The sequence below is a fragment of the Stenotrophomonas sp. YJH_SMC_64 genome, from assembly GCF_059371375.1.
The window spans coordinates 165,731-178,168 of sequence record NZ_JCAFUN010000013.1; the positions used below are offsets into that span (position 1 = coordinate 165,731).

Genomic DNA, 12,438 nt, shown 5'->3' on the forward strand with positions numbered 1-12,438 from the left:
CGGAGACAGCCCTCAACGCTACGGTTTTCCAGTTAGGAGAGAAGCTGTGAAACACCTGATCCAACGGCCCGCCAGCCGCCGCCGCTGCACCCTGGCATCGTCCATCACCCACATCCTTACCGGCGGCACTCTGCTGCTGGTTGGCGCCGTGGCTTCCACCTCCGCCTTCGCGCAGGAGAAGGCCACCAACCTGGACCGCATCACGGTTACCGGTTCGAACATTCCGCGCACCAACACCGAAACACCGTCCCCGGTGCAGGTGGTGACCCGCCAGGAAATCGACCGCACCGGCAAGACCACGGTCGCCGAATACCTGCAGACACTGACCGCCGATGGTTCCGGCTCGATCCCGAAGACCTTCGGCAACGGCTTTGCCGGCGGTGGCGCCGGCATCTCCCTGCGCGGCCTGGGCGCGGGCTCGACCCTGGTCCTGTTGAACGGCCGCCGCATGGCCACCTACGGCCTGGCCGATGACGGCCAGAAGGTCTTCACCGACCTGAGCACCATCCCCCTCGACGCCGTTGAACGCGTGGAAGTGCTGAAGGACGGCGCCTCGGCGATCTATGGCTCCGATGCCATCGCCGGCGTGGTCAACATCATCCTGCGCAGTGATTTCCAGGGCGCGATCCTTCGCGGTTCCTACGGCCTGTCCGGCGACAGCGATGGCGACGCGAAGAAGGCGACCCTGACCGCCGGTACCGGCGATCTGGCCACCGACGGCTGGAATGCCTTCTTCAGCCTGGATGTCGCAAAGACCGACGCGATCAAGATCAGCGATCGCAAGAACCGCAAGTGGATCGGTACCGGCGATACCCGCCCGTGGGGCTATGGCAACAACGCCCAGTTCCTCGGCGGCGCTTTCCTCAGTGGAAAGACCCGCGGCGGTGTTGGTCCGAACGGTTCGGTGTACGACGATCGCAATGTGACCGAAGAGAATCCGGCCTTCCTGGTCGCTTTGCCCGGTTGTGCTGGTCTTACCACGATTCCGGGCCAGACAGAGGCATCCGCGCAGGCGCAGGGCTGCTTGTGGGATCCGAACCAGCTGTATCGCGATCTCACCCCGGAAGAGAAGTACGTCAACGTGTTTGGACGTGCCAGCTTCGCCTTTGGTGAAGGTGGTGAGATCTACACCGAAATCGGCTACTCAAAGAAGGAAACCACCTTCAGCAACACCCCGTCTGGCGTTTCAGGCGGCTGGGGCTATCCGGGTGGCCCGGTCAACGCCAACAGTGGCGACGGCGCTACGGTGCTGGGACCGAACCATCCAGATAATCCGATTCCGGGCCAGGCCTCGCGCCTGCGCTATTCGGCCTGGGATGTCGGTCCGCGTGTAACCAACAACACCAACGAGTTCACCCGCTTCCTGGTCGGCGTCAAGGGCAACTGGGGCGACTGGAGCTACGACACCGCGTATCTGCACTCCGGCACCGACCTGGTCAACAAGCGCACCGGCTTCCTCAACTACGACAATGTACGTTGTGCACTGGCCAACCCAAACTGCGCTGGTGGTGTTTGGCGCATCGGTGACAATGCCGGTATGAACTCGCAGGCCTTGTACGACTTCATTTCGCCGGATATCAGCGCACGTGCGAAGTCGAGCCTGGACATGTTCGACTTCACCGTGTCGCGCAGCCTGATGGACCTGAAGGGTGGCCCGCTGGGCCTGGCGCTGGGTACTGAATGGCGCAAGACCAGCAACAGCCTGACCCCGCAGACCTACACCGACCAGGGCCAGATCATCGGCCTGGGCTACTCGGCCTACGACGGCACCCAGAACGTGTACGCCGGTTACGTCGAGCTGTCCGCACCGGTGCTGGAAACCCTGGAACTGTCCGGTGCGGTGCGCTACGACAAGTACGAGAGCGGTGAAGGCAAGGCCACGCCGAAGATCGGCATCAAGTGGACGCCGGCCGATTGGATCGCACTGCGCGGCAGTTATGCGGAAGGCTTCCGTGCACCGAACCCCGCCGAGAACGGCGATGGTGGTCTGGCAGCATTCTCCAATGCGTCCGACCCCGTGCGTTGCCCGGGCGGCAATCCGGCACCAGGTGCAAACGACGACGACTGTGGCGCTCTGCCGGTCGCCATCATCACCCGCCCGAACAAGGACCTGAAACCGGAAGAGTCCAAGAGCTATTCGGTGGGTATCGTCCTGCAGCCCACGTCCACGACTTCGCTGACCATCGATGCCTGGCAGATCAAGCGCACCAACGAAATCGCCCAGGGCAGCACCTCCGAAGCCATTGCCGCCGGCAACGTGTTGCGTGACAACAACCTGCTAAATGGCGTACCCGGTACCGGCAGCATCCTGGCGGTCAACACGCAGTACATCAATGCCGCATCGACCCGGGTCCGGGGTATCGATACCGATATCCGCCAGACCTTCGATATCGGCCCAGGTCAGCTGGAGATGGACCTGCAGTGGAGCCATGTGCTCAAGTTCGAGCGCACCGATGCCGACGTGACTGTCGACTACGCCGGTACCCACGGCAACTGCGACGTGACCAACTGCATCGGCACGCCAAAGGACCGCATCAACTTCGGCACCACCTGGAGGCAGGGTCCGTGGAGCGTCAGCGGCGTTGCCAACTACATCTCGAAGATGGACAACAAGGACTTCCGTGGTCCGAACGGCTCCTACCTCTTCGCGTATGCAGACGGTACGGACGTCAAGAAGATCTCCTCGTTCACCACCTTCGACCTGTCGGGCCGCTGGAACATCACTGAAGCCTTCGAGCTGAACGCCTCGGTGCAGAACGTGTTCGATCGCATCGCGCCGCTGGATCCGTCCACCTACGGCGGTGTCAATTACAACCCGCTGCACTTCAGCGGCGCCATCGGCCGTTACTTCACTGTCGGCGCCAAGTACACCTTCAAGTAATACCGCTCAACGCACCACCGTCGAAGGCCCGGGCACCTGCCCGGGCCTTCGTCGTTGTGCGCCCCTTGCAGGCATGTTCACGGGCCCACCGCTACCGTGGGTCAGCGGCATCAGCGCCGCAGGGGACATCATGGCCGCGACATCACAACGCCTCGGGCTGCCCGCGTTGACCGCACTGGTGGTCGGCTCGATGGTCGGTGCCGGCATCTTTTCATTGCCGCAGAACGTGGCGCGCAGCGCCGGTCCGGCGGCGGCGCTGCTCGGCTGGGCGGTCAGCGGCGCCGGCATGCTGATGCTGGCCTTCGTGTTCCAGGCCCTGGCCAACCGCCGGCCGGATCTCGATACCGGCATCTACGCATACGCGCGCGAAGGCTTCGGCAACTACATCGGCTTCTCCGCCGCGTGGGGCTACTGGGTTGCCTCGGTGCTCGGCAACGCCAGCTTCTTCGTGCTGATCTTCAGTGGCCTCGGCCACTTCATGCCGGTCTTCGGTGAAGGCAATACCCCGGCCGCCGTGGCCGCTTCGTCGCTACTTCTCTGGACCGTGCACCTGCTGGTGCTGCGCGGCCTGCGCACCGCCGCCATCGTCAACGGCCTGGTGACGGTGGCCAAGCTGCTGCCTATCACGTTGTTCCTGATCCTGGCCGCCGGTGCCTTCCGCATGGATGTGTTCCGTGCCGATTTCCTTGGCGCGCCCGCACTCGGCGATCTCGGCCAGCAGCTGCGCGGCATGATGCTGGTGACCGTGTGGGTATTCATCGGCATCGAAGGCGCCAGCATCTACTCGCGGCGCGCGGCCCGTCGCGCCGATGTCGGCCGCGCCACGGTGATCGGCTTCCTCGGCGTCTGGCTGCTGCTGGTGCTGGTCAGCCTGCTGTCGATGGGCGTGCTGTCGCAGGCCGAACTGGCGGGGTTGCCCAATCCGTCGATGGCTTACGTGCTGCGCGCCATCGTCGGCGAGTGGGGCGCGACGGTGATCATCGTCGGCTCGATCATTTCGGTACTCGGCGCGCTGCTGGCCTGGGTGCTGCTGTGTGCCGAAGTGCTGTACGCCGCTGCAGGCGACGGCACCATGCCGGCCGTCCTGGGACGCGAGAATGCGCGCGGCGTGCCCGCCAACGCGCTGTGGCTGAGCAATGGCTTGATCCAGCTGTTCCTGCTGCTGGTGCTGGTCAACTCCGGCAGCTATACGGGCCTGGTGCTGCTGGCGGCCTCGATGAGCCTGGTGCCCTACTTCCTGTCCACCGCGTTCGGCGTGCAGTTGGCGTGGCGCGGGGACGCCTATGCGGGTGAACCGGGCGTGCGCTGGCGTGACTTCGCTGTGGCGCTGCTGGCCAGTGCCTACGCGTTGTGGCTGGTGTATGCAGGAGGCCTCGACAACCTGCTGCTGTCGGTGCTGCTGTATGTGCCCGGCGTCGTGGTGTTCGCACTGACCCGGCTGCAACGCGGTGAGCAGGTATTCACGCGTTGGGAATGGGTGTTGTTCGGCGCCATTCTGGTGGTGGCCATCGCTACGCTGGTGGCGTTCTCCAGAGGTGAGCTGGCACTGTAGAGTCGAGTGCGGGCTCAGCTCTACAACAACGCAAAAAAAAGACCTGCATCTTGCGATGCAGGTCTCTTCAAGGTGGCGCCCGAAGTTGGACTCGAACCAACGACCCCCTGATTAACAGTCAAGTGCTCTAACCGGCTGAGCTATTCGGGCAGACGACTAGTATAACCACTCTTCACGCGCGATGGTAGGGGTGATTCGCAATCATTGCGGCGGCCCGGTACAACTGCTCGGCCACCACCAGGCGCACCAGCATGTGCGGCAGCGTCAATGGTCCAATCGACCACTTTTCGTCGGCCAGCGCGGAAACTTCCGGCGAATGCCCTTCCGGGCCACCGATCAGGAAGGCAAGGTCCCTGCCCTGCCCACGCCAATGCTCCAGCCGCTGCGCCAGCTGTTCGGAACTGAGCTGGCGGCCGGGCACATCCAGCGCCACCACATAGGCATTCTTCGGCAGTGCGGCGATCACGCGCCTGCCTTCGTCTTCGGTGGCGCGGCGCGCATCGCGGCCCTTGCCGCGCAGGCCGGGCTCGATTTCCACCAGATCGAACGGCAGCCAGTGCGACAGCCGCTTCTGGTACTCGGCGAAGCCCTGCGCCACCCAGCTGGGTGCGCGTTCGCCGGTAGCAATCAGGCGGGCTTTCATCAACGGTCCTCCAAAACGTCGACGGCGCCATCGGCGCCGTCGAAGGGATGCATCAACGTGCGGCTCAGGCCACTTCGTCGTCGCTGGACGGCGGCTGGTCGCCAACGGTCCACAGGCGCTCCAGGGCATAGAACTCACGCACGCGCGGCAGCATCACATGCACGATCACGTCGCCCAGGTCGACCAGTACCCACTCGGCTTCGCGCTCGCCTTCAACACCCAGCGGCATCACGTCGAGATTCTTGGCAAAGCGCACGACTTCATCGGCGATCGACTTGACGTGGCGGGTCGAGGTGCCCGAAACGACGATCATGTAGTCGGCAACGCTGGACCGGCCGCGCACATCGATCTCGACCAGGTCCTTGGCCTTCAGGTCTTCGGTGGCTTGGCGGACGCTGGCCAGCAGTTCCGGCACGGACGGCGGCGGGCTGGGCAGATCGACCTTGATGGTCTGGGGCTGGGTCTGGTTGCTCAAAGTGGATCGACTCGATAAACGTGGGGGCGATTATACGGGCAAGCCGGGGCGGCGGCATTCACGGCGTAGGGGAGCGGTACAGGCCATGGGCGGCCACATAGTCGGCCACGGCCGGCGGCAGCAACGCCCGCCAGGGGCCGCCGGCGGCGATCTGCGCACGCACGGCACTGGCCGATTCCTCGCGCAGCGGATGATGCAGGCGCAGGATGCGCCCGGCCGGACTGGCGAACAGGGCCTGCTCGTTGTCGGCCCAGCGCCCTTCCAGGGCGCGGCCAAGTTCGCCATCCACCGAGGCCTGAAGGGGACTGCCCGGGCGCTCGGCCACCACGAAATGGGCCAGCCCGAACAGTGCCTCCCATTCATGCCAGCGGGTCAGGCCCAGCAGGCTGTCGGCCCCGACCAGCCAGGCCAATGGCCGGCTGGGGCCCAACTCGCCGCGCAGTTCGCGCAGGGTGTCGACGGTATAGGACGGGCGGCCGGGAAAGCGTATGGCGCGGTCCAGTTCACGATGGTCCAGCAGCAGGCCTGGCTCATCGCCGATGGCCAGCGAGAGCATGGTGAAGCGCTGGTCAGCGGTTGCGCCCGGCACCGCGCGATGCGGCGGATCAGCCGCTGGCAGCATGCGCACAGCGACCTGCAGTTCGTCACGGGCAGCACGCGCGATGGCGAGGTGCCCGAGGTGCACCGGATCGAAGGTGCCCCCGTAATAGATCCGCAGGCTCATCACTCAGGCCCGCGCCAGCAGGCGCACGGCACGCGGTTCGGCCACGGCCACCAGCAGGCGCTCCAGCGCCAGCCAGGCATCACCGTCGGCGCGCCCCTTGGCGATGCGGTCGACCAGTCCGGCCTCGGCCACGAAACGCTCCCAGCGCTTGCCCTCGGGGTGCCGCTGCAGCGCACGCTTGTAGGGCGCTTGCCGCGATTCCCAGATGCCGCGCGATTTCATTTCGGCGGCCAGATTGCCGCCACGCGCCTGTACCCGGGCCAGGCCGGCACCAGCCAACAGCTCGCGGATCACCATTGGCATCAGTGCGGCCACTGCCTCGCCTTCGCCGCGCAGGCCCGCCAGCATGCGCAGCACCGCCGGCGGCTGGCCGGAGAACGTGGCTTCCAGCAGCCGGAAAACGTCATAGCGGGCGGCGTCGGCCACCAGCGATTCCATCCGTTCCACGTCCAGCGGCTGGCCGTCGGCCAGCAACGCCAGCTTGTCGATTTCCTGCGCAGCGGCCAGCAGGTTGCCCTCGACCCGCTCGGCCAGGCGCTGCACGGCGGCCGGATCGGCACGCAGGCCCTTGCCACGTAGGCGGCGCTCGATCCAGTCCGGCAGTTCGTGCGGCTTGATCGCCCACGCCACCGACAGCACGCCGATGCGATTGACTGCCTCGGCCCACTTGCCCTGGTGGGCCTTGCTCCATTCGTTGGCGGTAATCATCAGCACCACGTCCGGCGCCGGGTTGGCGCAGAACTGGCTGATCACCTCGGCCCCGTCCTTGCCCGGCTTGCCGCTGGGCAGGCGCACCTCGACCAGGCGGCGGGCACTGAACAGGCTGGGCGCGTTGAAGCTGGCGTCGAGCTGGTTCCAGTCGAAATCACGCCCATCGGCGTCGAACACTTCCCGCTCGGCGATGCCGGCGGCGCGTGCGCGTGCACGGATGGCGTCGGCCGCCTCAAGCACGCGCAGGGTTTCCGGGCCGGCAATCAGGTAGACCGGCGCCAGCGGGGTGTCAGCGCCCTGGCTGGCCAGCTGCTCCGGACGCAGTTCCATCGTCGCGACTCAGTGCTTGGCTGCGGGAACCGGCTCGGCCGGCTCCGCCCCTTCGATCGGCTTGGCCTTCGGCGCCGTCAGGCTGCCGCCCTTCTCGATCTCGGCGCGCACCACGCTGTCGATGCGGCGGATGATCGACGCGGACATTTCCCGTCGCAGCTCATCGGCCAGGATTTCGCGTTCGGTGGTGGTACCGGTGGCGTCGGTCGGCGGCGAAACGTAGTCGCGCGACAGTTCGATCACCTGCTGCGGCACCAGCTCGCTGCCATCCTCGCGACGGAAGATGAAGATCACCGCATAGCGCAGGCTGTACTCCTGCGCACGGCCCTGCGAGTCGATGGCGATCGGCAGGTCGCCCCAGCGTTCGGACAGCACCTGGAGCTGGGTACTGGGCCCCTTGCTGTCCTCGTCGGCCAGCTTGGCACCGGAAGCCAGCAGGCTGCGATTGAGCAGCTTGACCAGTTCGCTGTATGGCGCGGTGGAGACCACCTTCACCGGCGCCGTGTCGGTCGGCAGCATCAGCTTGTTGCGCAGATGGAAACCGCAGCCGGCAAGGCCGAGGACAAGAACGAGGGCAAGCAGGATTCGGGTCATGGAGACAGTCTGGCGGAGCCGGGCGATCACGGCAACACACAGCCTGCCCGAAGCCGCGTGAATGCAGGGCCATCAAGTGCATGGCCCCGCACCGGGAAGGTACCGGCCACCGCGTGGGTGACCGGCCCAGGATGCATCAGGCAGCGACGATGTTCACGATCTTGCCCGGCACGATGATGATCTTGCGCACGGTCAGGCCTTCCATGAACTTGGCCGCATTCGGCTCGGCCAGAGCCAGTGCTTCGACCTGCTCGCGTGCAGCATCGGCGGCCACCTCGATGGTGCCACGCAGCTTGCCGTTGACCTGCACGGCCAGGGTCAGCGCGTCGCGCACCAGCGCACCGGCGTCGGCCTGCGGGAACGGCTGGTCTTCCAGCAGCGTCTCGCCATGGCCCAGCACCTGCCACAGGGCGTGGCTGGCATGCGGGGTGATCGGGTTCAGCAGCAGTACGATGGCCTGCAGCGCTTCCTGGCGCACCGCACGGCCCTGCTCGCTGCCGTCCTCGAACTTGGCCAGCGCGTTCATCAGTTCCATCACCGCCGCGATGGCGGTATTGAAGCTGTGGCGACGGCCATAGTCGTCACCGACCTTGCCGATGGTCTCGTGGGTCTTGCGGCGCAGTGCCTTCTGGCTGGCGTCCAGCGCGGCCACGTCCAGCGCCGGGGCGGCACCGTCGGCGGCGTGCTTCTGCACCTGGGCCCACAGGCGGCGCAGGAAGCGCGCCATGCCGTCCACGCCGGCTTCGTTCCACTCCAGCGACTGTTCCGGCGGGGCGGCGAACATCGAGAACAGGCGCACGGTGTCGGCACCGTACTTGTCGACCATCGCCTGCGGGTCCACGCCGTTGTTCTTCGACTTGGACATCTTTTCAGTGCCACCGACCACCACCGGCTGGCCGTCGGCGATCAGCGTGGCGCCAGTGATGCGGCCGCGCTCGTCGCGCTGCACTTCCACATCGGCCGGATTGATCCAGTCCTTCGAGCCGTCCGGGTTCGGGCGGTAGTAGGTCTCGGCGATCACCATGCCCTGGCACAGCAGGTTGCGTGCCGGTTCGTTGCTGTCCACCATCCGCGCGTCGCGCAGCAGCTTGTGGTAGAAGCGGAAATACATCAGGTGCAGGATCGCGTGCTCGATGCCGCCGATGTACTGGTCGACCGGCAACCAGTAATTGCCGCGCTTGTCGACCGCATCACGGGCACCCGGCGAGGTGTAGCGGGCGTAGTACCAGCTCGACTCCATGAAGGTGTCGAAGGTGTCGGTCTCGCGCTCGGCCGCGCCGCCGCATTCCGGGCAGGTGGTCTTGCGCCATTCCGGATCGGTCTTGATCGGCGAACCAGTCCCCGAGAACGCCACGTCCTCCGGCAGCACCACCGGCAGCTGCTCTTCCGGCACCGGCACCGCACCGCACTTGTCGCAGTAGATCACCGGAATCGGGCAACCCCAGTAGCGCTGGCGGCTCACGCCCCAGTCGCGCAGGCGATAGTTGACGCGGCGCTGGCCCTGGGCCTTGCGCTCGAAGCGTTCGGCCAGGGCTTCGAAGGCGCCCTGGAAATCCAGCCCATCGAATTCGGCCGAGTTGACCAGCTCGAAGGCACGGTTCTTGTCGCTGTACCAGTCCTGCCAGCGGGCACCATCCCAGGTGCGCTCGTCGTCGTTGCGCGGATCCTTCAGCGCGATCACCTGCTTGATCGGCAGGCCGTACTTGTTGGCCACTTCATTGTCGCGCTGGTCGTGGCCCGGAACAGCCATCACCGCACCGGTGCCGTAGCCCATCAGCACGAAGTTGGCGACCCACACCGGCACCTTTTCGCCGGTGACCGGATGGATGGCACGCAGGCCGGTGTCCATGCCGCGCTTTTCCTGGGTTTCCAGCTCGGCCTCGGACACGCCACCCTGCTTCATTTCCGACAGCAGCGCAGCCAGTTCCGGGTTGTTCTTCGCCGCATGCAGGGCCAGCGGATGTTCGGCGGCGATCGACACGAAGGTCACGCCCATCACGGTATCCGGACGGGTGGTGAACACGCGCAGCGGATCCAGCGCAGTGCCGTCGACATCACGCACGTCGAACTGGATTTCCAGGCCCTCGGAGCGGCCGATCCAGTTGCGCTGCATGGTCTTGACCGAATCCGGCCAGCCGTCCAGTTCATCCAGGCCGTCCAGCAGTTCCTGGGCGTAATCGGTGATGCGCAGGAACCACTGCGGGATCTCGCGCTTCTCGACCAGCGCACCGGAACGCCAACCACGGCCATCGATGACCTGCTCGTTGGCCAGCACGGTCTGGTCGACCGGATCCCAGTTCACCACCGCATTGCGGCGGTAGGCCAGGCCCTTGCGCATCAGGCGCGTGAACATGCGCTGTTCGTGGACATAGTAGTCCGGGCGGCAGGTGGCGAATTCGCGCGACCAGTCCACCGCATAGCCCATGGCCTTGAACTGGCCACGCATGTGCTCGATGTTCTTGTAGGTCCAGGCCGCCGGTGCGGTCTTGTTCTTGATTGCCGCGTTCTCCGCAGGCAGGCCGAACGCGTCCCAGCCCATCGGCTGCAGCACGTTGTGCCCGGTCATGCGCTTGTAGCGGCTGATCACGTCGCCGATGGTGTAATTGCGCACGTGGCCCATGTGCAGCGCACCGGACGGGTACGGAAGCATCGACAGGCAGTAGTACTTCGGCTTGTCCGAAGTCTCGTCGACTTCGAAGGCACGGGTGGCGTCCCAGTACTTCTGGGCGGCGGATTCAACCTGCTGCGGGTCGTAGGCGTTGGTTTCAGCGCTGGTCATGGAACACGCGGATGCGGCGGCAAAGCGGTACAGCGTACCGCAGTGCGGCAAACGTCTCCAATCCTGCCCGCCGACCGCCGGCCCCCGCCGGCCCCCGCCGGCGCCCGGAGCCGGTCTCAGCGCGGTCGCGACAGAGGCAGGGCCAGCGCCAGCCAGACCGCCCAGCAGGCGAATGCAAGCCGTTGTGCCAGCGGCGCCGGCAGCACGCCCTGCAGCGCAAAGGCAGCCAGCGCCGCCAGCACGCCACAGGCGATCGCCACCCCGCCCAGGGCGCGGCCGTGCGTCTGGCGCAGCTGCGAGATGCCCAGCAACAGGGTGCCGGCGACGAAGCCCAGCACCCAGATCATCCAGGCACTGGCGTGCAGCTGGCTGGCCGGCCCGTGCAGATCGTCCACATCCAGCGGCATCAAGCCCATCGCGGTGAAGGCCAGTCCGCCCAGCAACAGCATCTGGCTGCCCACCCGCGGCGCCCAGCCAGCACTGGCCGGCAGCTGTCGGCGCAGGCACTCGGCCGCTACCACCGCCAACAGGCCCGGCAGTACGAAGCCCAGCAGATTGAAGGCCAACGCGTGCGGCACGCCGTATGCGCCCAGCAGGGCCACCGGGTGACTGGCCTGTGCATAGCCGTCCAGGCCGGCGCCGAAGCCCAGCACCGCCAGCACGAACAGCAGTGCGGCGGCGGGGCCGGACAGACGCAACAGGGAAGACGGGGAGGTCATGCAGGCTCCAGGAGCAACGGCGGCGGGAACGACGCATTGTCGGGCATTTGCCGCAGTCCGGGTTGAGACTGGCATCGATCGTCACCATAGAATCGGTCTCCAGACGCCAATCGATGCCTCCCCCATGACCGAGACGACCTACGTATTCGACGCCACCACTGCGACCTTCGAGGCCGAAGTCCTGCAGAAGTCGCTGCAGACGCCGGTGCTGGTCGACTTCTGGGCCACGTGGTGCGGCCCCTGCAAGACCCTGGGGCCGATGCTGGAAAAGCTGGCCGCCGAATACAACGGCGCCTTCGAGCTGGCCAAGGTCGATGTCGACAAGGAACAGCAGATCGCTGCCGCCTTCCAGATCCGCTCGGTGCCCACCGTGTTCCTGGTCAAGGGCGGCCAGCTGGTGGACGGTTTCCCCGGCGCCATCCCGGAAGGCCAGCTGCGTGAGTTCCTGGCCCAGCACGGCATCGTGCCGGCCGACGTCGGCGACACTGCCGCCGAGGACGAAGCGCCGTTGGATCCGCAGGCACAGGTGGACGTACTGCGTGCGCAGATCGCCGCCGAGCCGGACAAGGACGAGCTGAAGCTCGACCTGGCCCTGGCCCTGCTGCAGATCGGCGGCGTGGACGAAGCCGGTACGCTGATCGACGGCCTGCCCGCCAACCTGGCCACCGACGACCGCGCCGTGCGCGCCCGCGCCCGGCTGTCCTTTGCCGCCGCCCTGAAGGACGCCCCGGCCGCCGAGGTGCTGGACGCGCGCATCGCCGCCAACGGCAATGACCTCAAGGCTCGCCACCTGCGCGGCGTGCAGCTGCTGCTCGGCGGCCATGACGAAGCCGCGCTGGCGCAGTTCCTGGACATGCTGCGGATCGACCGGAGTTTCGAGGAAGGCCTGCCGCGCAAGGCGCTGATCGATGCCTTCAATGTGATCTCCGACGAGGACCTGGTCGGCCAGTACCGCCGCAGGATGGCCTCCCTGCTGTTCTGAACGGAAGCCGGGTTCGTTCAGAATCCCTGCACTGGACGCGGGCAATAA

At 66.3% G+C, this 12,438-nt stretch carries 10 protein-coding genes and 1 tRNA gene; 3 read left to right on the forward strand and 8 right to left on the reverse strand.

Annotation, left to right across the window (positions count from 1 at the left end; translation table 11 throughout):
- Nucleotides 1-46: 46 nt before the first annotated feature.
- Both AC5P9L_RS15520 and AC5P9L_RS15525 read left to right on the forward strand, forming a co-directional pair.
- Nucleotides 47-2,881, forward strand: coding sequence for a TonB-dependent receptor (locus tag AC5P9L_RS15520; protein ID WP_043034741.1), 2,835 nt, complete (start codon nt 47-49; stop codon nt 2,879-2,881).
- 130 nt (nt 2,882-3,011) lie between these two features.
- The gene (locus tag AC5P9L_RS15525; RefSeq protein ID WP_088436169.1) at nt 3,012-4,433 is read left to right on the forward strand and encodes a basic amino acid/polyamine antiporter; all 1,422 of its coding nucleotides are present in this window, start codon (nt 3,012-3,014) and stop codon (nt 4,431-4,433) included.
- Nucleotides 4,434-4,506: 73 nt separating this feature from the next.
- Here the strand turns inward: AC5P9L_RS15525 and AC5P9L_RS15530 are convergent.
- The 8 genes from AC5P9L_RS15530 to AC5P9L_RS15565 all read right to left on the reverse strand — a co-directional run bounded on the left by AC5P9L_RS15530 (nt 4,507) and on the right by AC5P9L_RS15565 (nt 11,408).
- Nucleotides 4,507-4,583: transfer RNA gene (locus AC5P9L_RS15530), tRNA-Asn, on the reverse strand.
- Between the two features lie 22 nt (nt 4,584-4,605).
- Nucleotides 4,606-5,076 carry a 23S rRNA (pseudouridine(1915)-N(3))-methyltransferase RlmH gene (rlmH, locus tag AC5P9L_RS15535; protein ID WP_005414126.1) on the reverse strand — a complete coding sequence of 157 codons (471 nt, stop codon included), beginning with the start codon at nt 5,074-5,076 and terminating at the stop codon, nt 4,606-4,608.
- A gap of 64 nt (nt 5,077-5,140) precedes the next feature.
- On the reverse strand, nt 5,141-5,551 hold the full coding sequence (gene rsfS / locus AC5P9L_RS15540) for a ribosome silencing factor (protein WP_005410536.1): 411 nt from the start codon (nt 5,549-5,551) through the stop codon (nt 5,141-5,143).
- Between the two features lie 58 nt (nt 5,552-5,609).
- Nucleotides 5,610-6,278, reverse strand: a complete 669-nt coding sequence (gene nadD, locus AC5P9L_RS15545; RefSeq protein WP_005410537.1) for a nicotinate-nucleotide adenylyltransferase — start codon at nt 6,276-6,278, stop codon at nt 5,610-5,612.
- Entirely contained in the window at nt 6,279-7,316 is a 1,038-nt protein-coding gene (gene holA / locus AC5P9L_RS15550; protein WP_005410538.1) for a DNA polymerase III subunit delta, read from the reverse strand.
- Nucleotides 7,317-7,325: 9 nt separating this feature from the next.
- Nucleotides 7,326-7,910, reverse strand: coding sequence for an LPS-assembly lipoprotein LptE (locus AC5P9L_RS15555; protein ID WP_005410539.1), 585 nt, complete (start codon nt 7,908-7,910; stop codon nt 7,326-7,328).
- A gap of 136 nt (nt 7,911-8,046) precedes the next feature.
- Nucleotides 8,047-10,689: a leucine--tRNA ligase gene (gene leuS, locus AC5P9L_RS15560; protein ID WP_197613958.1), complete on the reverse strand. Its 2,643-nt coding sequence runs from the start codon at nt 10,687-10,689 to the stop codon at nt 8,047-8,049.
- 116 nt (nt 10,690-10,805) lie between these two features.
- On the reverse strand, nt 10,806-11,408 hold the full coding sequence (locus AC5P9L_RS15565; protein ID WP_279915693.1) for a DUF998 domain-containing protein: 603 nt from the start codon (nt 11,406-11,408) through the stop codon (nt 10,806-10,808).
- A gap of 124 nt (nt 11,409-11,532) precedes the next feature.
- Here AC5P9L_RS15565 and trxA point away from each other — a divergent pair, with 124 nt between their 5' ends.
- Nucleotides 11,533-12,390, forward strand: coding sequence for a thioredoxin (gene trxA, locus AC5P9L_RS15570; protein ID WP_024956031.1), 858 nt, complete (start codon nt 11,533-11,535; stop codon nt 12,388-12,390).
- The last annotated feature ends 48 nt before the right edge of the window (nt 12,391-12,438 follow it).

Bases quoted from the DNA above. Each gene is read 5' to 3' on its own strand.
- AC5P9L_RS15525 (WP_088436169.1), top strand. From the start codon at position 3,012: ATGGCCGCGACATCACAACGCCTCGGGCTGCCCGCGTTGACCGCACTG.
- rlmH (WP_005414126.1), bottom strand. From the start codon at position 5,076: ATGAAAGCCCGCCTGATTGCTACCGGCGAACGCGCACCCAGCTGGGTG.
- holA (WP_005410538.1), bottom strand. From the start codon at position 7,316: ATGGAACTGCGTCCGGAGCAGCTGGCCAGCCAGGGCGCTGACACCCCG.
- AC5P9L_RS15555 (WP_005410539.1), bottom strand. From the start codon at position 7,910: ATGACCCGAATCCTGCTTGCCCTCGTTCTTGTCCTCGGCCTTGCCGGC.
- leuS (WP_197613958.1), bottom strand. From the start codon at position 10,689: ATGACCAGCGCTGAAACCAACGCCTACGACCCGCAGCAGGTTGAATCC.
- AC5P9L_RS15565 (WP_279915693.1), bottom strand. From the start codon at position 11,408: ATGACCTCCCCGTCTTCCCTGTTGCGTCTGTCCGGCCCCGCCGCCGCA.
- trxA (WP_024956031.1), top strand. From the start codon at position 11,533: ATGACCGAGACGACCTACGTATTCGACGCCACCACTGCGACCTTCGAG.